The organism is Sphingobacterium spiritivorum (genome assembly GCF_016724845.1).
In the GTDB taxonomy this organism is placed as follows: Bacteria; Bacteroidota; Bacteroidia; order Sphingobacteriales; family Sphingobacteriaceae; genus Sphingobacterium; species Sphingobacterium spiritivorum_A.
Genome location: NZ_CP068082.1, coordinates 917,770 through 939,098, shown reverse-complemented (window position 1 = coordinate 939,098; position 21,329 = coordinate 917,770). Strand labels below are relative to the sequence as shown.

Annotated in this window: 21 protein-coding genes; 18 read left to right on the top strand and 3 right to left on the bottom strand. The window is 42.7% G+C overall.

Features of this window, described 5'->3' with window-relative positions:
* The first annotated feature begins 196 nt into the window (after window positions 1-196).
* From I6J03_RS03875 to I6J03_RS03865, 3 genes are all read left to right on the top strand, one after another.
* Window positions 197-775, top strand: a complete 579-nt coding sequence (locus I6J03_RS03875; RefSeq protein ID WP_002993243.1) for an efflux RND transporter permease subunit — start codon at window positions 197-199, stop codon at window positions 773-775.
* On the top strand, window positions 772-1,956 hold the full coding sequence (locus I6J03_RS03870; RefSeq protein WP_003010096.1) for a TolC family protein: 1,185 nt from the start codon (window positions 772-774) through the stop codon (window positions 1,954-1,956). Before I6J03_RS03875 ends, I6J03_RS03870 begins: the two co-directional genes overlap by 4 nt.
* Before the next feature lie 262 nt (window positions 1,957-2,218).
* Window positions 2,219-2,782 (top strand): helix-turn-helix domain-containing protein, encoded by a 564-nt coding sequence (locus I6J03_RS03865; protein WP_002993247.1) that lies wholly within the window; start codon window positions 2,219-2,221, stop codon window positions 2,780-2,782.
* A 15-nt stretch (window positions 2,783-2,797) separates the two neighbouring features.
* On the opposite strand, the gene I6J03_RS22875 is transcribed toward I6J03_RS03865, so the two are convergent.
* Window positions 2,798-3,175: a Fur family transcriptional regulator gene (locus I6J03_RS22875; protein WP_003010101.1), complete on the bottom strand. Its 378-nt coding sequence runs from the start codon at window positions 3,173-3,175 to the stop codon at window positions 2,798-2,800.
* A gap of 92 nt (window positions 3,176-3,267) precedes the next feature.
* On the opposite strand from I6J03_RS22875, the gene I6J03_RS03855 reads away from it, so the two are divergent.
* The 14 genes from I6J03_RS03855 to I6J03_RS03790 all read left to right on the top strand — a co-directional run bounded on the left by I6J03_RS03855 (window position 3,268) and on the right by I6J03_RS03790 (window position 18,735).
* Window positions 3,268-5,592 carry a TonB-dependent receptor gene (locus I6J03_RS03855; protein WP_003010103.1) on the top strand — a complete coding sequence of 775 codons (2,325 nt, stop codon included), beginning with the start codon at window positions 3,268-3,270 and terminating at the stop codon, window positions 5,590-5,592.
* A gap of 35 nt (window positions 5,593-5,627) precedes the next feature.
* Entirely contained in the window at window positions 5,628-6,191 is a 564-nt protein-coding gene (locus I6J03_RS03850) for a hypothetical protein (RefSeq protein WP_003010105.1), read from the top strand.
* Window positions 6,192-6,455: 264 nt separating this feature from the next.
* Window positions 6,456-8,867: a heavy metal translocating P-type ATPase gene (locus I6J03_RS03845; protein WP_003010106.1), complete on the top strand. Its 2,412-nt coding sequence runs from the start codon at window positions 6,456-6,458 to the stop codon at window positions 8,865-8,867.
* Window positions 8,868-8,966: 99 nt separating this feature from the next.
* On the top strand, window positions 8,967-9,188 hold the full coding sequence (locus tag I6J03_RS03840; protein WP_002993257.1) for a heavy-metal-associated domain-containing protein: 222 nt from the start codon (window positions 8,967-8,969) through the stop codon (window positions 9,186-9,188).
* Window positions 9,189-9,449: 261 nt separating this feature from the next.
* Window positions 9,450-9,629, top strand: a complete 180-nt coding sequence (locus I6J03_RS03835; protein ID WP_002993259.1) for a hypothetical protein — start codon at window positions 9,450-9,452, stop codon at window positions 9,627-9,629.
* A 267-nt stretch (window positions 9,630-9,896) separates the two neighbouring features.
* Window positions 9,897-10,778, top strand: a complete 882-nt coding sequence (locus tag I6J03_RS03830) for a DUF3347 domain-containing protein (RefSeq protein ID WP_003010110.1) — start codon at window positions 9,897-9,899, stop codon at window positions 10,776-10,778.
* 14 nt (window positions 10,779-10,792) lie between these two features.
* A complete protein-coding gene (locus I6J03_RS03825; RefSeq protein WP_002993263.1) occupies window positions 10,793-11,098 on the top strand; it encodes a hypothetical protein in 306 nt (101 codons plus the stop codon).
* 18 nt (window positions 11,099-11,116) lie between these two features.
* Window positions 11,117-13,237 carry a heavy metal translocating P-type ATPase gene (locus tag I6J03_RS03820; protein WP_039990262.1) on the top strand — a complete coding sequence of 707 codons (2,121 nt, stop codon included), beginning with the start codon at window positions 11,117-11,119 and terminating at the stop codon, window positions 13,235-13,237.
* Window positions 13,238-13,243: 6 nt separating this feature from the next.
* Window positions 13,244-13,909, top strand: coding sequence for a DUF3347 domain-containing protein (locus tag I6J03_RS03815; protein ID WP_002993266.1), 666 nt, complete (start codon window positions 13,244-13,246; stop codon window positions 13,907-13,909).
* Window positions 13,910-13,920: 11 nt separating this feature from the next.
* Window positions 13,921-14,445, top strand: a complete 525-nt coding sequence (locus tag I6J03_RS03810; protein WP_002993268.1) for a DUF305 domain-containing protein — start codon at window positions 13,921-13,923, stop codon at window positions 14,443-14,445.
* A gap of 26 nt (window positions 14,446-14,471) precedes the next feature.
* Window positions 14,472-14,891 (top strand): hypothetical protein, encoded by a 420-nt coding sequence (locus tag I6J03_RS03805; protein ID WP_002993270.1) that lies wholly within the window; start codon window positions 14,472-14,474, stop codon window positions 14,889-14,891.
* A gap of 32 nt (window positions 14,892-14,923) precedes the next feature.
* On the top strand, window positions 14,924-15,379 hold the full coding sequence (locus tag I6J03_RS03800; RefSeq protein ID WP_002993272.1) for a heme-binding domain-containing protein: 456 nt from the start codon (window positions 14,924-14,926) through the stop codon (window positions 15,377-15,379).
* A 13-nt stretch (window positions 15,380-15,392) separates the two neighbouring features.
* Window positions 15,393-17,666: a multicopper oxidase family protein gene (locus I6J03_RS03795; RefSeq protein WP_039990265.1), complete on the top strand. Its 2,274-nt coding sequence runs from the start codon at window positions 15,393-15,395 to the stop codon at window positions 17,664-17,666.
* A gap of 226 nt (window positions 17,667-17,892) precedes the next feature.
* A complete protein-coding gene (locus I6J03_RS03790) occupies window positions 17,893-18,735 on the top strand; it encodes an RteC domain-containing protein (RefSeq protein WP_002993275.1) in 843 nt (280 codons plus the stop codon).
* Between the two features lie 118 nt (window positions 18,736-18,853).
* On the opposite strand, the gene I6J03_RS03785 is transcribed toward I6J03_RS03790, so the two are convergent.
* Both I6J03_RS03785 and I6J03_RS03780 read right to left on the bottom strand, forming a co-directional pair.
* Entirely contained in the window at window positions 18,854-19,270 is a 417-nt protein-coding gene (locus I6J03_RS03785; protein ID WP_002993276.1) for a helix-turn-helix domain-containing protein, read from the bottom strand.
* Window positions 19,271-19,277: 7 nt separating this feature from the next.
* Window positions 19,278-19,688, bottom strand: a complete 411-nt coding sequence (locus I6J03_RS03780; protein ID WP_002993277.1) for a helix-turn-helix domain-containing protein — start codon at window positions 19,686-19,688, stop codon at window positions 19,278-19,280.
* A 308-nt stretch (window positions 19,689-19,996) separates the two neighbouring features.
* Here I6J03_RS03780 and I6J03_RS03775 point away from each other — a divergent pair, with 308 nt between their 5' ends.
* Window positions 19,997-21,325, top strand: a complete 1,329-nt coding sequence (locus tag I6J03_RS03775) for a TlpA family protein disulfide reductase (protein WP_003010117.1) — start codon at window positions 19,997-19,999, stop codon at window positions 21,323-21,325.
* The last annotated feature ends 4 nt before the right edge of the window (window positions 21,326-21,329 follow it).

The window sequence follows — 21,329 nt, the reverse complement described above, 5'->3', positions numbered from 1 at the left end:
CTCCGCTTGGTCTATTATCAAAAATCGGTCGTGGGTATCGGAGAAAACCTTAATTTCAATCGGGAGGTATTGGCTGTTGTACCGTTTTATGTCCAATTGTAGCTGATTGCTGATTGCTTTGGTGTAGATTGTTGCGGTTACATTTTGTTTTCGCTTAACCAATATCGTTAGTGCCGTTGAGGAAATCCAACAGATAGTGGGCGAAAAAATAAAGCTGCCCGAAGATTACCACATTGAATACGGTGGGCAATTTGAAGCGGAGGCAGAAGCATCGCAGACCTTGATTGCGACCTCCCTGCTTTCCATTCTGATTATTTTCCTGATACTGTTCCGGGAGTTCAAAACGGTAAAGTTAGCCGCCATCATTTTAATCAACCTGTCTTTGGCATTGATTGGCGGTGTGTTCAGCATCTATTTTACCAGTGGCATTTTGAGCATTCCTGCCATTATCGGTTTTATCACCTTGTTTGGTGTGGCTACCCGTAACGGCATCCTGCTCGTATCGCATTACAATACATTGTGTGATGAGGGGTTGGATTTGTACGATACGGTTATACAAGGCTCAAAGAACAGGTTAAGCCCCATCCTGATGACGGCACTTACCGCAGGGCTGGCATTGATACCGCTTGCTATTGCGGGCGATTTGCCCGGCAACGAGATACAAAGTCCTATGGCAAAAGTGATATTGGGCGGCTTGCTTACTTCTACATTGCTCAACATTTTTATTGTTCCGGCGGTGTACTATTTATCTAACAAAAAAGCAGCTAAAGCATGAACATAAAATTTTTAACGGCAATCTGTATGTGCGTTTTTACCATACAATTGCAGGCACAGTCAGGATTGGAAACCGTCTTGTCTGATGTTGCCAAGAACAATAAAACGCTGCAAACCCAAAGCAAATATTGGGATGAGCAGAAGTTATTGTACCATACGGGCAATACGCTGTACGACCCTGTGGCCAGCTACGATTTTATGCGTGGCTCACCCTATGCCATTGCGGGCAACCAAACGGACATTAACGTCTTGCAGCGTTTCGACTTTCCCACGGTTTACAGTAAAAAGAAAGCATTGGCTGGCGAGCAGAGTAAGCAGGTAGATTTTTCGCTAACAGCCAACAGGCAGGAAATATTATTGGGAGCGAAAAAGATTTGCATTGAACTGATATACCGCAATAAACTTCAGGAAAGAATTATAGAACGGAAAACAAAAACCGAAAAGTTCCTGACCGACTTTCAGACCAAACTGGATAAGGGCGAAGGTAATGTGCTGGACGTGAATAAGGCTAAACTTCAATTGATTGAGATTAATAAAGATTATCAGTTGAACATTTCCGCTATCAACCAACTTCATCAAAAACTGACGGAACTTAACGGCGGTATAGAGATAGTCTTTAACGATACCATATACCCTGAATATAAGCCCGTTCCTGCATTTGAAGAATTGGAAGAAACAATTGAATACAAAGACCCGGTAAGAAAATATTTGACACAACAGACCGTAGTAGCCCAAAAGGATATTGAAGTTACTAAGGCATTGACCCTGCCAAAATTTGAAGTGGGTTTTCATTATCAGGGTATTTTAGGGCAGCAGTTTTACGGTGCAAAAGTAGGCGTGAGCATTCCTTTGTGGGAAAACAAAAATCGGGTGAAGCAAAAGCAGGCTGAATTATCGGTGGCAGAAGTACAGGTAGCACGGCACAAGAACGAACATTATTATCATTTGAAGCAACTGTATGAAAAGTATATCAACCTGCAAAAGACGGTAGCAGAATATGAGAAAGTATTAAGCAGTATCAACAGTATTAAACTATTGGATAAAGCGTTATCATTCGGAGAGATAACCACTATCCAATATTTTTTGGAGGCAAGTTACTTTTATACCGCTACCAATAATTATTTGCAGGCGGAGAAAGAGTACAACGATGCAATAGCCGAACTGTACCAGTATTTGCTATAATTTAATATTGTAGGGTGAATGCAGGCCATTAGCAAAGGCAGATGTATCACTGTTTTAAAACCTTGCGGAATACAACTTTCGCAAGGTTTCAATTAACTAAATTAGAAGCCTGGGCCGAGGCTTCAGGTTAACAAAAACCCAAATTATAAGCGCCTATGCAGACAATGCAATCAGATAACTTGATTTAGACAGGAAGCAACGAGCGTAGTTCGACTTAAATCGTAAATTTGTTTATTGTGCTTAATATAGCAGTTAGTAAGATATGAATACACTCTTTATTAAAAATATGGTATGCGACCGCTGTATTATGGTGGTGCAAAACGAATTGGATAAACTTGGTTTAGATGCTAAAAATGTAAAGCTGGGCGAAGTTACCCTTACCAAAGAAATTACACCTACGGAGAAAGAGGCTTTGGTCAAGACTTTAGAGCCATTGGGGTTTGAAGTAATTGATGATAAAAAAGGCAGGATAATAGAAAAGATAAAGAACATTATCATTGACCTGGTACATCATCAGGATAGTGATGTAAAAACCAACCTTTCCGATGTATTGAGCGATAAACTGCACCACGATTACAATTACTTGTCCAATCTGTTTTCAGAAGTAGAGGGTACAACTATTGAAAAATACTTTATCGCCCAAAAGGTGGAAAAGGTAAAAGAACTGCTGGTGTATGATGAACTGTCGTTAAGTGAGATTGCCATGCGCCTCAACTATTCAAGCGTAGCCTATTTGAGCAACCAGTTCAAGAAAGTAACGGGGCTTACCCCGAGCTATTTCAAACAAGTCCGGGAAGATAAGAGAAAGCCGTTGGATAAAGTATAGGAACGGCTACGCTATTCAGGAACACTGCGGGCAAAGCCCTGACACCGTAAAATTGACTTCACTTATTTTATATCCTTTAGGCAACTTAAATAACGGTTGCACATCCTCTATACAAGTTACCGATTTACATTTTTGACAACTGAAATGCAAGTGGTTATGATTGTGGACTACTTCACAGTTATGGCAACTTGCATATCCTACACCCCCGTCAACGTTTACCACTTTGTGGACTAAATCTTCTTCCATTAACCTATCCAGTACCCTGTAAATCGTCACCCTGTCGCACAGACCATCCAACGCCAACTGGATTTCAGCGTGCGACAATGCCAAATCCGACTTGTGGAGCAGGTTCAAAATCGCTGTTTTGGCGACTGTGTTTCGTACTTGTTTCATTTTTATTATATAATAATTGCAATGTTGTTGCGTTTTCAAAGATAATAATTTATTTTTGCAACAACATTGCATTAATGCGATTGTCGTTTTCTATGAATAAAGTTGTTTTACTTTTTATCCTATTAGTCGCAAACATCCATACCAGCTATGCCCAAAAATGCAACTATACCATATCCGGTCAGGTGGGAAGCTCTGACAAGGGCAGCCCGTTGAGCGGGGTATATATCAACCTGAACAACGGCCAATATGTGGCGGTTTCCGATAGTTCGGGAAATTTTAAGTTTGAAAAACTATGCAAAGGGAACTATCTCATAAAGGCCAGCTATATGGGACATGAGGCGGAGCCGCAAAACATTTCTTTGGAAGCGTCTCGTCACATTGAAATCTTTGTAGAGGAAAACTCCACGATGCTTGACCCGGTGGTCATTACCACCACGGTCAATAAGGCGCAGAATACCGGGCTTCTAAGAGAATTAAGACAGGGGGAACTAAGCAAGAGCAGCGGTCTCCCGCTGGCGGATATGCTTGGCCAGCTTCCCGGGATCAACGTCATGCAGACCGGAACGACCATATCCAAACCTATCTTTCACGGCCTGCACAGCAACAGGTTATTGACCATAAACAACGGTGTGAGGCAGGAGGGGCAGCAATGGGGCAACGAACACGCTCCCGAAATAGACCCCTTCATTGCAGACAATATTGCTGTCATCAAAGGTGTGGATGAACTGAAATACGGTTCGGATGCCATCGGCGGTGTTGTCCTTGTCAACCCCAAACCACTGCGGTACAGCGGATTTTCGGGAGAACTGAATACGGGCTACTTTACCAATAACAATCAGTTTGTGGTATCTGCAATGGCAGAGCAGCAACTCAAAAGCATACCCCAACTAAGTTTCCGTGTACAGGGAACTTTTAAGCAGGGCGGCAATATCCAAACGCCGGACTACATACTGAACAACACCTCCCTGAACGAATACAATTTTTCATTCACGATCGGGTACAAGACCGACAAGTATTCCATTGAAGCCTTTTACAGCCACTTTCAGACCAAGGTAGGCATATTTCAGGGTTCACACATGGGGAACTTGGCAGACTTACAGACTGCGATTGATGCGGACAGACCCAACGACATCTTTTTGGGCTATAAAGGCTTTCAGATTGGCAGACCTTACCAAAGGGTGACACACGATTTGCTAAAGGTAAAATCGGAGATATTTGCCGGAGAGAAAGCCGGGAAACTGAACATACAGATTGCCGCACAATTCAACAACAGGGAAGAATTTGATATAGTCAGGAACAGCGAAATTACAACGCCTCAAATGACTTTGAATGTCAGCACGATTTCCGAAGAAATTTCTTGGGAGCATCCCACATTCAAAAACTTTAACGGAAGTATCGGCATATCCGCTATGCAGCAGGACAATACCTACAAAGGTCGGTATCTCATCCCTGCCTACAATTCCCAAACATACGGTGCATACTGGATTGAAAAATGGAAGAAGAACAAATGGGAGCTTCAGGGCGGTATCAGGTATGATTTTAAGCAAATCAGTACGGTACAATACCCTTACAATAACCAGCCTGTGGAGCATGACTTTGATTTTTCAACAATCGGGGCATCATTCAATACCATCTACCATCTTTCAGACCATATCAGGATAAACGGAATGGTCAGCCTTGCCAATAGGGCTCCCCACGTTAACGAACTGCTCATTGACGGCATACATCAAGGTACTGCCACCTATGAACTTGGGGACGTAAACCTGAAAATAGAGCAGGCTGTAAACACGGTCTTGGGGCTTTCATATAGCAATGAAGAAAAATCGGTAAATATAGACTGGTCTGTATTCTACAATTCCATCAACAACTTTATCTATTTACAGCCCCGCCCGGGAGAGCCTGTATTGACCATTGCAGGTGCATTTCCCAAATTCGTCTATCAACAGGCTGATGCCTATCTCACGGGAACGGATTTATTAATCAATTACAAGCCTGTACAGAAACTGGACATCATAGGAAAGGCATCTTTGCTAAGGGCGTACAATAAAACGATAAACGACTGGCTGATTTCCATGCCATCGGACAGGTTTTCATTGGGGTTCAATTACGAACTGCCCGATATAAGGTCTTTCCAAAAATCCTATATCGGGATGGAAATTCCGCTGGTCTTAAAACAGACAAGAGTACCTGATGAAAACATACACGGCCAGCAGGATTATAAGCTGCCCCCTGATGGTTATCTCCTGACAAATATATCCGCTGGTACAGTGGTCAGTGTCTTGGGCAGGTCACTGAACATCAATCTTGCAGTGAGCAACCTGTTCAATACCCGGTACAGAAACTACCTGAACAGCTTCAGGTATTTTACGGACGAAATGGGCAGAAACATCTCCGTTAGATTAAAGTACGTTTTCTGACAAACACGTTTTTCAACAATTAAATTTATATAACAATGACACAGAAATTCAAACATTTTTCTTCGATTGCCGTAGCGGCAATCGTACTATTCGCAACCTCATGCAGCAAAGACGATGACCCTATCCCCGAAGAAAACGACAACGAGGTAATCACTACGGTACAGCTACGTTTTAAGGAACAGGGAACCACGAACGAACTTCTTTATGCTTGGAAAGATGCTGACGGAGCCGGAGGAAACGCCCCGGTCATAGACCAGATTGCACTGCAACCGGGTAAGTCCTATGATGTCAGCGTATCCTTTCTTGACGAGGTAAATGGTGAAGACATTACCGAAGAAGTAAGTGAGGAAAATATAGACCACCGTATTTATTACGTGCCATCTTCCACATCAAATATACAAATCACAAATTTGGATAAGGATGACAACAACGTTACGTTAGGGCTGGAAAGCGTTTGGACAACCACGACCGCTTCCACTGGTACGGTCAGGGTTGTGCTGCGCCATTATCCACAGGGAGGAAAGATTGAAACGGACTTGATTAATGACCCTAAGTCATCAACTGACGTAGATATTCAATTTAATTCTAAAGTTGAATAAACCCCGCACCAAGAAGAAGACCGGGCATCCGTCAGTATTTTAAGACCACAGCTTTTTAAGCAAACAATAAAGCATTGCGATTATCTTTCGCAATGCTTTGTGGTTTTAAAGACCATCTAAAACTGGCTTTATGGCGATAACCATCTGATGAAGTGGCTCACCTATACAGGATTTCAATAAATCTTACAAATCAAATCCAAAATTTCACAACAGTACCCATAATTATAATAGCCAATTTTGCATTGTAAATTAAAGCAGGCAAATATGGCGACAAACAGAGAAAATATATACATACCGTTGGAGGATGTAGAAAGCGAACACTGTGCATTAATCGTTGAAAAGGGATTGGCACAGGTAAAAGGCGTAGAAACCCATAAAGTAGAGCTGAACAACCGCAGGGCAGCGATTACAGTAGATAGCAATGAAACCGTAGGCGAAGCTGTTAAGGCAATTAAAGATTTAGGTTACGGAGTTCCTACGGTTAAAAGTGCTTTTCCGGTATTGGGCATGACCTGTGCATCCTGTGCGGGCAGTGCCGAAAGCATTGTTAAATACCAACCGGGAGTAGTTAATGCTTCCGTGAACTTTGCAACGGGCAATCTTACCGTGGAATATCTGCCCAATATGACCGATGCCTCCACCCTGCAAAAAGCGGTTCAGGGAGTAGGTTACGACCTATTGATTGAAGACAAAACCAAGCAGCAGGAAACGCTCGAAGCCATCCACGAAAAGAAATTCCGAACCTTGAAAAACAAGACCATTTGGGCAATTATCCTTTCCCTGCCCGTGGTAATCATAGGAATGTTCTTTATGGATATGCCCTATGCAGACCCGATAATGTGGCTCTTTTCCACGCCCGTTGTAATATGGTTGGGCAGGGATTTTTTTGTAAACGCTTGGAAGCAGGCAAAGCACCGTTCCGCCAATATGGATACGCTGGTGGCATTGAGTACAGGTATTGCCTACCTGTTCAGTGTTTTCAATATGCTGTTTGCCGACTTTTGGCATCAACGGGGACTGCATGCTCACGTATATTTTGAAGCGGCTGCCGTTATTATCGCATTCATCCTCTTGGGAAAACTGCTGGAAGAAAGAGCCAAAGGCAACACCTCTTCAGCCATTAAGAAGCTGATGGGCTTGCAGCCAAAAACGGTCATCGTGGTACAGGCGGACGGAACGGAAAAGCAGACCGCTATCGAAGACGTAAGCGCAGGCGATGTGATACTCGTAAAGCCCGGTGAAAAGATTGCGGTAGACGGCATGGTCATATCGGGCAATTCGTATGTGGACGAAAGCATGTTAAGCGGTGAGCCTGTACCTGTATTGAAAAAAGAAAAAGAAAAAGTATTTGCAGGAACGATTAACCAAAAAGGCAGCTTCCGGTTCAGGGCGGTAAAAGTGGGCAAAGAAACCATGCTTGCCCACATCATCAAAATGGTGCAGGATGCACAGGGAAGCAAAGCACCCGTACAGAAACTGGTCGATAGGATTGCGGGCATCTTTGTTCCCACAGTGATAGGTATTGCCATCCTGACATTTACGCTATGGTTGATTTTGGGAGGCGAAAACGGGGTTGTTCAAGGTCTGTTGGCAGCCGTTACGGTATTGGTCATTGCCTGCCCCTGTGCTTTAGGCTTAGCGACACCCACCGCTATTATGGTAGGCGTTGGTAAAGGTGCTGAAAATGGCATTTTGATAAAGGATGCCGAAAGTTTGGAACTGGCCAAAAAAGTAAATGCCATCGTTTTGGACAAAACCGGAACCATCACCGAGGGAAGACCACAGGTAACGGGCATTAAATGGCTGAACAATGAGGACACTGCAAAAGAAATCCTTTTGAGCATCGAAAAGCAATCCGAGCATCCATTGGCAGAAGCCGTAGTGAAGCATCTTGGCGATGTAGCGACCACCTCTTTATCCATGTTCGACAGCATTACGGGCAAAGGCGCAAAAGCAGACCATGACAACGAAACCTATTATGTAGGCAACAAAAAGCTATTGGCAGAAAACAACATTGCCATTGCCGGCGAATTACAAGACCAGGCCGAAGAATGGGGCAAACAGTCTAAAACCGTTATCTGGTTTGCAAACAGCAAAAAGGCTCTTGCTGTAATCGCTATCGCCGATAAGATTAAGGAAACATCGGTGCGGGCTATCCGGGAAATGCAGGAAATGGGCATTGACCTGTATATGCTGACCGGAGATAATGAAGCTACTGCAAAAGCCATTGCGGAGCAGACAGGCATCAAGCATTACAAAGCCGAAGTTTTGCCACAGCACAAAGCCGACTTTGTGAAAGAACTGCAAAGTAAAGGAAAGGTAGTGGCAATGGTGGGCGATGGTATCAACGACAGCACCGCATTGGCAACAGCCGATGTAAGTATCGCAATGGGCAAAGGCAGCGACATCGCAATGGACGTAGCCAAGATGACCATCATTTCGTCCGACCTGACCAAGATACCGCAGGCAATACGCTTGTCCAAACAGACCGTAGCCACCATCAAGCAAAACCTGTTCTGGGCGTTTATCTACAACGTAATCGGCATTCCGGTAGCGGCAGGCATCCTTTACCCTGTTAACGGCTTCCTGCTCAACCCGATGATTGCGGGTGCGGCAATGGCATTGAGCAGCGTGAGCGTGGTCAGTAACAGCCTGCGGTTGAAGTGGAAGAAATAAAACAGTAAATCTCACAAATCAAACAAGAAATTACACAACAATAACTAACTGAATAGTACGGAAATTTGCATTATCAGATAACTCTAAAATTTGTAAACAATGGAAAATAAACAATTTCAATTCAAGACGAACATCAATTGCGGCGGCTGTATCGCATCTGTAAAGCCGCACTTGGACAAGGCAGAGGGCATCTGCCATTGGGAAGTGGACACGGCCAACAAGGACAAAGTACTTACCGTGAAGTCCGAGGGCATTACCGAGCATGAAGTAATATCGACCGTGCAAAAGGCAGGCTTCAAAATAGAACCTTTGGATGCCTAAGCCAGCAACTTTTTGAAATGCCCTTTTTCCGACCGAATTTCCATGAGGTTGGGTTGATGAAAAAGGGCATTTTATCAATTCTGAAAAAAGGCGATAGGTTATTGCGTATATGGCATTATTTTTCCATATAGCAAAAAAAACGTAAAACGATATAAAAAACCAATCTAATTTGTAACTTTGTTGCGTTGAAAAATTATAGAATACATATAGGCATTTTGACATTGTTCTGTTTGGTTTTCTTTATGATGCCAAGTCAGAGCTATGCCTGTTCCAAAAATTCAACAAAGACCGAGCAGTCTTCCTGCTCAAAGGAGAAATCCAAAAAATCAGAACATACAAAAGGTTGCAAGAGCAAATCCTGTAAAAAATGCAAAAGTGACAAATGCGGGGGCGGTTGTTCCCACAGCTCTTGCAGGTGCGGTGCTTCAACCACTTCCCTAAATGTCCCAACCGTAATCGAATTAAAGGCAAAAGATCACTTAGCAGCAGCTAAAAAGCAAAAATTCGCTTTCAAAGAAGCCTATTATTCTTCGGGCTTTTTTTCCATTTGGCTACCGCCTAAAATAAGCTAAATTTATGGCCTGCCAGCCATAGGTATGTCCTGTCAGAAGCCGCTTCGGCTTTTTGCAAATCCCTTATTTGTATCATTTATTTAAAGTTTAAAACAGAAATGGGCTTTCAATACTTCATTTCTAAAAAGTAATTATTATGAAATCATTATCAAAAATAGTGATGGTAATCGCCGTATTACTATCCTCAATGAATGGTTTCGCACAAATCAAAAATGCGAAAACAGAAACCGTAAAGATTTACGGCAATTGTGGTATGTGTAAAACCACCATCGAAAAAGCAGGTAACATAAAAAAGGTAGCCAACGTGGACTGGAACAAAGATACCAAGATGGCTACGCTCACGTATGACAGCGAGAAAACAAATCAGGATGAAATCCTGAAACGTATCGCTTTGGCGGGTTATGATAGTGAGAAGTTCCGTGCGCCGGATGACGTATATGCGAAACTGGCTGAATGCTGCCAGTACGATAGACCTTTGAAGACAATTGCCCAAAACAAAGGGGCGGCAATGGACATGAAAGTCGGACATGGCAATCACAACCACGGTGAAATGGCAGCACCCGCTAACAAGGATGCAGCTCAAAATCAATCACAGCTAAAAGCTGTGTTTGACAACTACTTTTCAGTGAAAGATGCTTTGATAAAAACCGATGCGGCAACTGCATCTGCCAAAGCCGCTGAATTGGCTGCATCCCTTAAAGCAGTCGATATGAACAAGCTTTCGGCAGAGGAACATACGGCTTGGATGAAAGTAATGCAGGACTTGACAGCTAATGCGGAAAGCATTTCAAAATCAAAAGACGTTGCAAAACAAAGAAGTGCTTTTGCGGCACTTTCGGGAAGCATCTACATACTGGCTAAAGTGTCTAAACAGGATACACCAGTTTATTACCAGCACTGTCCTATGTACAATGGAGGTAAGGGGGCCAATTGGCTAAGTAAAGAGAATGCCATTAAAAACCCATATTACGGCTCACAGATGCTTACCTGCGGCAGTACGGTCGAAACCATTAAATAACAGGTCGGAAAGCTATGGAACAGTATAGTGATATGGTGCAGGCTCTTAAAGACCTAAGACAACGTGGGTACAGTATTGATTTTAGTCTGTTGCCGGACTGCCTTTACTGTGCGTCAAAGAGCCTGAAACTAAAACCGGAGGATTTTACGGTTACGGAAACTCATAGGTTTGAAAGCCTCGACAGCAGTCCTGATAACAATGCCGTGATTTATGCCATATCGTCCAATGACGGTAAGAGCAAAGGGGTACTTGTTGATGCCTATGGTACTTATGCTGAAGAAATGACCCATGAGATGGTAAAAAAATTAAATGCAACATAACTTTTAAAATCCCTTGTTATGAAAAAATACACGTGTCCCATGCACCCGCAGGTGCTAAAAGACGAACCGGGCAAATGCCCTCTTTGTGGCATGGCATTGGTTCCCGTTGGCGGTACGTCAGCTTCTCATGAACACACGCCAGAACATGAGCATTCCGGGCATTCTCAACATGGCCATGATGACGAAAACTTTGATAAACATGAGGGGCATAATACAGGCGATTTCCTCACACGTTTTTGGATAAGCCTTGTCATTACAATCCCTATCCTGCTCCTGTCGCACATGATACAGCAATGGTTGGGTTTCTCCCTTGCTTTCAATGGCGATAAATATGTGCTGTTGGCATTGGGTACGGTGATTTATTGCTATGGAGGCTTACCGTTCCTAAAGGGAATGATTGGCGAGGTGAAAGCCAAAGCCATAGGGATGATGACACTTGTTGCCATTGCCATATCCGTAGCCTATGTTTATTCCGTAGCCGTTGTATTTGGCTTGCAGGGTATGGACTTCTTTTGGGAACTGGCAACCCTAATTGACATCATGCTGTTAGGGCATTGGCTGGAAATGCGTTCCCAAATGGCTGCTTCACGGGCATTACAGTCATTGGTGGCTTTGCTGCCCAACGATGTTACCGTGGAACGTGGCGGAGAAGCTGTAAAGATAAAGCTCGAAGACCTGCAAAGCGGTGAAACGGCTATCATAAAACCGGGAGAAAAAATTCCAGCCGATGGATTGGTACTGGAGGGGCTTTCGTATATCAACGAGAGTATGCTTACCGGGGAAAGTGTTCCCGTAAAAAAGGAAAAGGACGGAAAGGTCATCGCAGGCTCTATCAATGGCGATGGTGCGCTGAAAGTTAAGGTAACAGCCGTGGGAAAAGACAGCTACCTGAACAGGGTTATCAATCTTGTGCAGGAAGCGCAGGCTACTAAGTCTAATACACAGAACCTTGCGGACAAAGTTGCCAAATGGCTCACCTTTATTGCCATTGCCGTGGGCATAGGCACATTTGCCTATTGGTATGCAAGCAGTGGAGATATTGCCTTTGCGCTTGAAAGAATGGTGACGGTAATGGTAACGGCCTGCCCGCACGCATTGGGCGTGGCTATCCCGTTGGTGGTCGCCATTTCCACAACGCTTTCGGCGACCAATGGCCTGCTCATCCGCAACCGTACGGCATTTGAAACCACCCGAAAACTTTCCACCGTCATTTTTGATAAGACCGGAACGCTCACCAAAGGTTCCCATGCCGTAGAAAAGGTTATACCGTTAACAGACGAATATAATGCCGATGAGGTTATCCAGTATGCTGCCGCAGTACAGCAAAATTCGGAACACCATATCGCCAAAGGCATTATGGCTACATTGAAAGAAAAGAGCCTTGCCTTATGGAAGTCTGAAAACTTCAGCTATATGCAGGGCATAGGTGTTAAAGGTGTTGTGAACGGGAAAAATGTCGTAGCTGGCGGCCCGAATTATTTCACCGAAAACCACCTTTCCCTGCCGGAAATACCAAGCGAAATCAATCAGGAAGCCGAAACGGTCAACTTTGTCCTCATTGATGACCGGGTAATCGGCATCATTACTTTGGCAGACAGCATCCGTGAGGGGTCGGCACAGGCGATTGAGGAACTCAAAAAAATGGGCATCAAGTCCTTTCTGCTCACCGGGGACAACGACAGGATTGCTGCTGCCGTAGCCGGAAAATTGGGTATGGACGGGTATTTGGCTAATGTGCTTCCGCACAACAAGCAGGAGAAAGTAAAGGAGTTTCAGGCAAAAGGCGAAATCGTAGCAATGACTGGTGATGGTGTAAATGATGCACCTGCACTGGCACAGGCAGATGTGGGCATTGCCGTGGGTTCCGGTACGGACGTGGCTGCCGAAACAGCGGATATCATATTGGTAGACAGCGACCCGAGGGATGTGGTCAAACTGATTGACTTCGGCAAACTTACCTACAAAAAGATGGTACAGAACCTGATATGGGCGGTTGGCTACAACGTGGTGGCAATACCCCTTGCGGCAGGCGTACTCTATCCGAATTTTGTTTTAAGTCCCGCTATGGGTGCTGTGCTGATGAGTGTAAGCACCATTGTAGTGGCTATTAACGCAAGTTTTTTAAAAATCAAAAAATAAATAAAAATGAAAAATCTAACATTATCAATCATTGCTGTTATCATGGCATTTGTAACAGTATCATGCAATCAGGCATCCAACAAAAACGAGCAGTCTTCAAGTGATACTGCTGTTGTATCACAAGAACAGTCAGCTTCCCAACCAAAAGAGGATGATACGGTAGCTGCGCCCGTTGTGAGTGAAACTCCGAGCGGTCAGGAAGCAAAAGCAACAGGAAAAGAAGAAGCAAAAAACTTTTCTATTGCGCCCATAGTTACCGATTATCTGTCCTTAAAGAACGCCCTTGTTTCGGACGATGACAAAGCTGCCGCCAGTTCAGGGAAAAAGCTGTTAGCTACCCTGAATAAAGTGGACATGAAAGCCGTTCCTGCCGATAAGCACAAAAAGTACATGGACATAGCGGACGATGCTAAAGAACACGCAGAACATATCGGGGAAAATGTCGGCAACATCCACCACCAGCGGGAACATTTGGCCTCGCTTGGCGAAGATTTGAAAGACCTGATTGATTTGTTCGGTACATCGCAAACATTGTATCAGGACCATTGCCCGATGTTCAATGATGGTAAGGGTGCTGTTTGGTTCAGCGAAAACAAGGAAATCAAAAACCCTTACTACGGTTCTAAAATGCTGACCTGCGGTAAGGTGGAAAAAACAATTAACAGCAAATAAAATTCAGGGTTATGGAAAATATGCAAAACAGTCACCATGCGGGTCATTCCTCGGAGCATGGCACGCACAATACAAAACATGCTTCGGCCATGTACAAACGCTTTGCGGTGATGGCTGTAGCCATGTTCGCAGTGATGTATTTTATCATGTACGCCATGATTGACGGGTGGCAGAACCTGATACCCAATATCAACAATTTGTACATGACCCTGCTGATGACCTCGGCAATGCTGCTTATCGAATTAGCGATAATGAAAGTAATGTACCCCAACAGGAAGATGAATTGGGCGATAGCCATCATCTCGGTTGCTGTTGGCATCTTTTCATGGTTTGGTATCAGGGAACAAATCAATGTCGGGGACAAGCAGTTTGCAAAGGGTATGATACCCCATCACGCAGCAGCCATATTGATGTCCGAAAAGGCACACCTGACCGACCCGGAACTGATAGAGCTGCAAAAAAATATACTTAAAACCCAAGCGGAAGAAATTGAACTAATGAAGCGCAAGCTAAAAGAGTTTGAAGAAAGTAAATAATAAAATTTAAAAAAACAAGTTTGGACATGAACAAAATAATAATTGGCTTTATTTCCTTATTAACCCTGCTATTCACCGCTTGCGGTCAGGCGGGGTCAAATAAGGATGAAGCGGAACAGCAGCATTCGCAGGCAACTCCGGAAAGCAACGGACATACTACCCAAATAGGTGAATTGGTTCCATCGGATGAAGTCTGCATGGTCAACGATGCCTATATGGGCAAAAGGCAGTTTGACGTAAAATTTGATGGTAAAACCTATTACGGATGTTGCGAAATGTGTAAGGAACGTATTCCAAAAGATGCGACCGTGCGGATGGCGATAGACCCCTATTCCCATAAGCAGGTAGACAAAGCTAATGCGGTGATTGCTGTGACAGGAAATAACGGTGAAGTTTCTTATTTTGAAAACAAGGAGAATTATGCCAAGTATGTGAAAAAACAGTAGACACAAAAAGATGAAGCCACAATAAAATAATTATGACCATAAAGAAGAAAATCATATTGGGGCTGGCTGTCGTCCTGATTGCCATACAGTTCTTTCAGCCCTTACGGAACCAGGCGGTTGAAGTGCCAGCCACCCATATCGAAAGGGTGTACACCGTACCCCAAAATGTAAAGGCTATCCTTGTTCAGTCCTGTTATGACTGCCATAGCAACAATACCCATTATCCGTGGTACAGCCGTATCCAGCCCGGCGCATGGTACATGGCAGAGCATATAAAAAAGGGGAAAGAGGAACTCAACTTTAGCGAATTTGGCGACTATTCTGTCCGCAGGCAGCGAAACAAGTTCAGGGCTATGGCCGGGCAGGTTAAGGACGGGGAAATGCCATTGTCGTCATATACGCTAATTCATCGTAATGCAGTATTGTCACCGGAGGATAAGCAGGTTTTGATAGCGTGGTTTGGCACAATGGAAGACAGCATTAAATAAAATTTTTCAACGAATGAACAGATATAAAAAAATACCCATAAGAATATTGCAAACAGTGCTGATGCTGCTTTGCACGCAAACGCTGTTTGCACAGAGAGTAGTGCATTACGAGCTGTATGTAAAAGATACACTTGTCAACTATGCAGGTAAGCAAAAAAGGGCGATTGCCGTAAACGGGCAAATCCCCATGCCCACCCTTACCTTTACCGAGGGCGACACTGCCGAAATAGTGGTGCACAACCAATTGAAAGAAAGCACATCACTGCACTGGCATGGTGTGTTCCTGCCCAATAAAGAAGACGGTGTGCCCTGGCTTACGCAAAAGCCCATCGCACCGGGTACAACCTACACCTACCGTTTTCCGATTATCCAGCATGGCACGCACTGGTATCATTCGCACTCAGGCTTGCAGGAGCAGATAGGCATGTACGGTAGTTTTATCATGAAAAAAAGAGGCGACGATAAAACCTTTAGAAAAGGAATTGACGATTTGCCGACCGTCCCGATTATATTAAGTGAGTGGACAAATCTTAACCCGGATAACATCAACCGTATGCTACACAATGCAAATGATTGGGCGGCCATTAAGAAAGGTGCTACGCAATCGTACGTTGAAGCTATTAAGGAGGGAAAATTAGGCGTAAAGGTAAAAAATGAGTGGAAACGGATGCTGGCGATGGATGTCAGTGATGTTTACTATGATAAAATCCTAATAAATGGTAGCCATAGCACCGATTTGAAAACAATTGGTGGTAAAAAGCTAAAAGCAGGTGACAAAGTCAGATTACGCGTTTCCAATGGCGGGGCGTCTTCGTATTTCTGGCTAAGATATGCTGGAGGGAAAATTACAGTAGTAGCGAATGATGGAAATGATGTTGAGCCTGTAGAAGTGGATAGATTAATCATTGCAGTTTCTGAAACTTACGATATTGTAGTGACTATCCCTCAAGATGGGTTAGCATATGAGTTTTTAGCAACAACCGAGGACAGAACACAATCAGCAAGCTACTTTATAGGTGATGGGGTCAAACAGCTTATTTCCCCGCTCCCACGATTGAAGTATTTCGAGGGGATGAAGATGATGAACGATATGATGAAAATGAATGGCGATTTGGACGATATGGGCATGAAGATGAGCCTGAACCAAATGGACATGAATGTAGTGATGTATCCCGAAATTACCGGAGATGCAGCAAAGAAATCAGACCACAGCAAGCATGAAGGTATGAACATGGATGACGACCCTAACCGTTACAACGCTAATGCCTTGGGAGACATCAAAACATTAAATTATGCTATGTTGCAATCGCCTTACAACACCTCCCTTCCAAAAGATGCGCCTGTAAAAGAGTTGAAGTTCACACTTACTGGCAACATGAACCGCTATGTATGGAGCATGGATAATAAAATACTTTCGGAAACGGACAAAATACCTGTAAAAAAAGGAGAAATCCTACGGATTACCATTTATAATAATTCGATGATGCGGCATCCTATGCATCTTCACGGATTTGATTTTAGGGTGATAAACGGAAAAGGCGAAAAATCGCCGCTTAAAAATGTGTTGGATATCATGCCTATGGAAACGGATACCATTGAGTTTTTAGCAAATGAGGAAGGTGATTGGTTCTTTCATTGCCATATATTATATCACATGATGGCGGGAATGAACAGGGTGTTTGAAGTTGGAGACTACAATAACCCCTATTTACCTGACAAGGCAAAAGCCTATAAAGAATTGCAAAGAGAAAGTAATATGCCCCATTTTATGGCACAAAACGATTTTGCAACCAATGGTAATGATGGAGAAGCTATGCTAATGAATGCACGCTATCAATTAGGAACAGAATGGCGCTTAGGCTATAATAGTATGCACGGGTATGAAGTAGAAACTCACTTAGGTAGATACATTGGAAAGATGCAATGGTTCATGCCCTTTGTAGGTTTTGATTTTCGTTACCGGAAAATGGGAGAAGATGAGCACGAAAAGAACATATTTGGACAAACCAACAAGAAAGACACCCGCAGGGCGTTCAGTTTAGGGTTTATGTATACGTTACCTATGCTGGTCAATTTCCAGGCAGAAGTATATCACGATGGAATTGTAAGATTGCAGTTAATGCGCGAAGATATTCCAATTTCAAAAAGATTAAGAGGTGGCTTCATGGTAAATACCGACTTAGAATATATGGGGGAGCTTAGGTATATCATCAATAAAAATATAGGTATACGTACCCACTATGATAGTGATATGGGATTTGGTGTAGGGCTTGCATTGACATATTAAAATAAAATACCGGATGGTTGTAAACTGCAAACCGTAAAATTACGGCAAAATACAGTGGGTGATGCGGGGTATAATTCGTTTGGATTAACCTGCATCATACTACAACCCATCAGACAATACAACAGTTCCACCACCAGCATCATACTGGTTATTCTTTCATGTAGTTGCATGGGCTAATACGAGCAGTATTAGCATTTCTATATTAATCAGTATCATATTTATCAAAATGAAACGAATGGATAAATTTTACAATGAAACATATCTTAAATTGGAAACAGAAATCCAAGAACTGGAGATTGAAAACGATAACCCGGTACAACGGACAGAAGCCATTATATACCGGATTGTGGAATGTCTGTCCGAAATTAAAGATTATGTTTTGAAACGAGGATTTACAAATGTTGATGAAGAAATCCGATTTTTTAAATATCAAAAGCCAGTCATTGTTTCAAAATTGATTTATTATAATGCCATTTACAAAATCGAGACGAGGAAGCCCTACGGGGCTAAGCGCATTAGAAAATATCTTAAAAAAGAATTGAAGAAGCTAAAAAGGTTTTTCGACAATAACATTGATTTTTATAAATATTACCGAAGCAACAACTCGTTTCTTGACGAGAAAATGTTTGTTCGGGGCAAGCACGATATAAAACTGTGGCTGGATACCTATTATTTTCAGTCCGACCAATCTTTTTCTACTTCCCACGATTATAAGGTAGCCAAGATAATGGCGAATGATTTGATACAGGTGTATCTCGAAGACCAGCTTTACTGCACCTACAAGCGTTTGTTTATAAAACGCACTGCTATTTCGGGGCTGAACTGGACAGGTAGTAAAGCTGCTTTGACAGAACTCATTTACTCCCTATACTACCAAAGCGTTCTCGATAATGGCAATACGGATATTAGGTTGATAGCGGAATATTTTGAAAATGCCTTTAATATTGATTTGGGAAACTTTTACCATACCTATCTCGAAATACGCAACCGGAAACGAAACCGTACCAAATTCCTTGATGCACTGCGGGATAACCTTATTAAGAAAATGGATGAGCAGGAGGAAAAATAATGACAGCGATAGAAAGAGAAACGGCGGACTTGCAGATCCGCCGTTTCTTTTAAAATTCTTCGCTTCTTGGTTACGAGGGAAGCCTGAATCTATCGTTATGCTTTAAAAGATACTTTAGTTATTTCTTATCTTTTGCTTTCTGAAAATGTTCCCGTTCCATTCTCAATAATTCTTCAAACAGCTTGGTTGCCTGCTCAATTGAAAACTGATGATTATTTTCAATTCTTACTGTACCAACCATAGCACCATTTGTCGGTTCAACCTTTTCGTAAAAATTATTAGTATGGTAAAGAACCTGCCCCACATCAAATTTCTTCAAACCCTCTACGCTTACGCCAAGCGCAATAGCTACTTTTTCCAATCGTTCGTCATCCACGTTCTCGGTTTGTTCCAATTTAGATACAGCTTGCTTGGTCACACCCATACGCTCTGCCAAATCCTTTTGCGTAATACCTACCAATCGCCTTGCACTGCCAATTTTTATACCCATGTGGTTTTTCCCCTCCAAATACACGGTTTCTTTTTCTTTTTCCATTGTTATTTTACGAATGATTTTTTTGGTTTATAAATAATTCCAGTTTCTCCCGCTCACTTTGCAACAACCGTTCGTATAACTCGACTACTTTATCTAACGGATTAATATTCTGCGTACTATTCTCACCATGTTGAACAGTACTATCTTTATAACTGTTGATATTATAAATAGCTCGTTCCACATCAAATTTCTTAATGAGGTCAGGGGTTACGCCTAATGCAAAAGCAAATCGTTCCAACATTTCCGGCTCTAAAACAGCTTCCCGTTCTATGGCAGAAATTTGTGGCTGGCTCATACCCAATTCATTAGCAAGCACTTCTTGCTTAATGCCCAAGTAAATACGGATACGCTGCGCATTTCTGCCCTGATGGTTTTCTTCCAGCGTTTCCAAAACGTGTACTTTGTCTTCCTCTTGCATATTTCATTGTCATTTGATAGCGTAAATATAATAAAAGACAACCAAAAAAGCATAATAGACAACCAAAATTACTTCAAAAAAATCTCCATTTCAACGTTATTTGGAACAAATAACTAATAGTGAGAAGATTGACAAACAATTATAAACAATATTACTTCCTTTCCCCAACGGGAGGGATAAAAAGCGATGTTTTGTTCTTCTCAAAGAAATTCAGCCTCCGCTGCATCATCAAAAGCCCGGATTAGCACGTCCTGCAACCATACTCGGAGCAATTAATCATTTCCCAATAACCATAATTTATAAACCCAATGGCGAATAAACTTATTCGTAATAGGATAACGATTTTTATAGCCTGCCATAACCCGGAACTGGTAACGGGCGGCAGGCACTTCCTAATTCTAATTTGTTTCATGTTGTTTGGTGTCGGCATAGCCCGTCCGCAGTCCCGAGAAGTCGGGACTGCAAACAACCAAAACATCACCGCTTTAAACATCGGCGACCAAATCCCTGATGCTCTTTGGAACACACCTTTGCAGGTGGTGAACCACCCGCAGGACAAAAAAAACATCACCCTTGCCGATTACAAAGGCAAGCTGATAATATTGGATTTTTGGAGTACGTGGTGCGGTACTTGTGTAGCTGCATTGCCAAGACTTCACGAACTGGAAAAGGAGTTTAAAGACGATGTTATCATTTTACCGATGACAGACCAGAAAGCCAACGAAATAAAAGCATTCTTAAAGAAGAATCGAGTACTTTCCCGATTAAACTTGTTTTCAGTTACCGATGACAATACATATAAATTCCATTTCCCTTACACCATGTTGCCGCATGAGGTATGGATTAGCAAATCCGGCGAAGTACAAGCTATTACACACTCATCTGATGTAACAAAGGAAAATATTACTTCGGCATTGAAAGGCAATGCAAATAGCATTGCACAGAAAAAGGACAACCTTACCTATGATGACACACGTCCATTACTGCTTAATAATAATGGTGCTGACGGGGATTTTTTTGTTAGCAGAAGTATTATTACGTTAGCCATAGAAGGCATTCCTCGTTCAAATGCTCTACCAAAAGTGAACGAAAAAGATAGCACCTTTCGGGTACTATCTACCAATGCTGACATCCGCCGTATGTACGAACTTGCATTTAGAGAATTGCTAACAATGCCACCTAACCGGACAAAGCTGGAGTTGAAGGAACCATTTTCCGTTTCGGAGAAAAGGTTTTTACAGGATAAGTATTGCTACGAATGGATTGCCCCATTGTCAGTATTGAAGCACTTTCCCCAAAAAGTACAGGCTGACCTCAATTATCACTTTGGCATAAATGGGCGTATGGAAAAACGTAATACAAAATGCTATACCATTAAGATTATAGGGAAAACGACAATAATCCCCAATAAACCCGAAGACCGCTTACAATACCTTTCGGCTTGGGTAAACAAGACCAATAAAGATATACAGCATATTCCTGTTGTAAATGATTTTACTGACCAAAAAATAGCCATCCCAAAAATAGCACATGCTATTGAGGATGTGGAAGCTGTTAACAGGCAACTTAAACCATTCGGTATTGCCATCGTGGAAGATGAAAGAGTGCTGGATTTTTTTGTCATTTCTGAACTATAAACCA

What these genes read in the sequence shown, in the direction of transcription:
- I6J03_RS03845 (WP_003010106.1), top strand. Translation starts at nt 6,456, where the DNA reads ATGGCGACAAACAGAGAAAATATATACATACCGTTGGAGGATGTAGAA.
- I6J03_RS03840 (WP_002993257.1), top strand. Translation starts at nt 8,967, where the DNA reads ATGGAAAATAAACAATTTCAATTCAAGACGAACATCAATTGCGGCGGC.
- I6J03_RS03810 (WP_002993268.1), top strand. Translation starts at nt 13,921, where the DNA reads ATGGAAAATATGCAAAACAGTCACCATGCGGGTCATTCCTCGGAGCAT.
- I6J03_RS03850 (WP_003010105.1), top strand. Translation starts at nt 5,628, where the DNA reads ATGACACAGAAATTCAAACATTTTTCTTCGATTGCCGTAGCGGCAATC.
- I6J03_RS03805 (WP_002993270.1), top strand. Translation starts at nt 14,472, where the DNA reads ATGAACAAAATAATAATTGGCTTTATTTCCTTATTAACCCTGCTATTC.
- I6J03_RS03815 (WP_002993266.1), top strand. Translation starts at nt 13,244, where the DNA reads ATGAAAAATCTAACATTATCAATCATTGCTGTTATCATGGCATTTGTA.
- I6J03_RS03785 (WP_002993276.1), bottom strand. Translation starts at nt 19,270, where the DNA reads ATGGAAAAAGAAAAAGAAACCGTGTATTTGGAGGGGAAAAACCACATG.
- I6J03_RS03820 (WP_039990262.1), top strand. Translation starts at nt 11,117, where the DNA reads ATGAAAAAATACACGTGTCCCATGCACCCGCAGGTGCTAAAAGACGAA.
- I6J03_RS03800 (WP_002993272.1), top strand. Translation starts at nt 14,924, where the DNA reads ATGACCATAAAGAAGAAAATCATATTGGGGCTGGCTGTCGTCCTGATT.
- I6J03_RS03775 (WP_003010117.1), top strand. Translation starts at nt 19,997, where the DNA reads ATGGCGAATAAACTTATTCGTAATAGGATAACGATTTTTATAGCCTGC.
- I6J03_RS03780 (WP_002993277.1), bottom strand. Translation starts at nt 19,688, where the DNA reads ATGCAAGAGGAAGACAAAGTACACGTTTTGGAAACGCTGGAAGAAAAC.
- I6J03_RS03790 (WP_002993275.1), top strand. Translation starts at nt 17,893, where the DNA reads ATGAAACGAATGGATAAATTTTACAATGAAACATATCTTAAATTGGAA.
- I6J03_RS22875 (WP_003010101.1), bottom strand. Translation starts at nt 3,175, where the DNA reads ATGAAACAAGTACGAAACACAGTCGCCAAAACAGCGATTTTGAACCTG.
- I6J03_RS03830 (WP_003010110.1), top strand. Translation starts at nt 9,897, where the DNA reads ATGAAATCATTATCAAAAATAGTGATGGTAATCGCCGTATTACTATCC.
- I6J03_RS03835 (WP_002993259.1), top strand. Translation starts at nt 9,450, where the DNA reads ATGCCTGTTCCAAAAATTCAACAAAGACCGAGCAGTCTTCCTGCTCAA.
- I6J03_RS03865 (WP_002993247.1), top strand. Translation starts at nt 2,219, where the DNA reads ATGAATACACTCTTTATTAAAAATATGGTATGCGACCGCTGTATTATG.
- I6J03_RS03795 (WP_039990265.1), top strand. Translation starts at nt 15,393, where the DNA reads ATGAACAGATATAAAAAAATACCCATAAGAATATTGCAAACAGTGCTG.
- I6J03_RS03870 (WP_003010096.1), top strand. Translation starts at nt 772, where the DNA reads ATGAACATAAAATTTTTAACGGCAATCTGTATGTGCGTTTTTACCATA.
- I6J03_RS03825 (WP_002993263.1), top strand. Translation starts at nt 10,793, where the DNA reads ATGGAACAGTATAGTGATATGGTGCAGGCTCTTAAAGACCTAAGACAA.
- I6J03_RS03855 (WP_003010103.1), top strand. Translation starts at nt 3,268, where the DNA reads ATGAATAAAGTTGTTTTACTTTTTATCCTATTAGTCGCAAACATCCAT.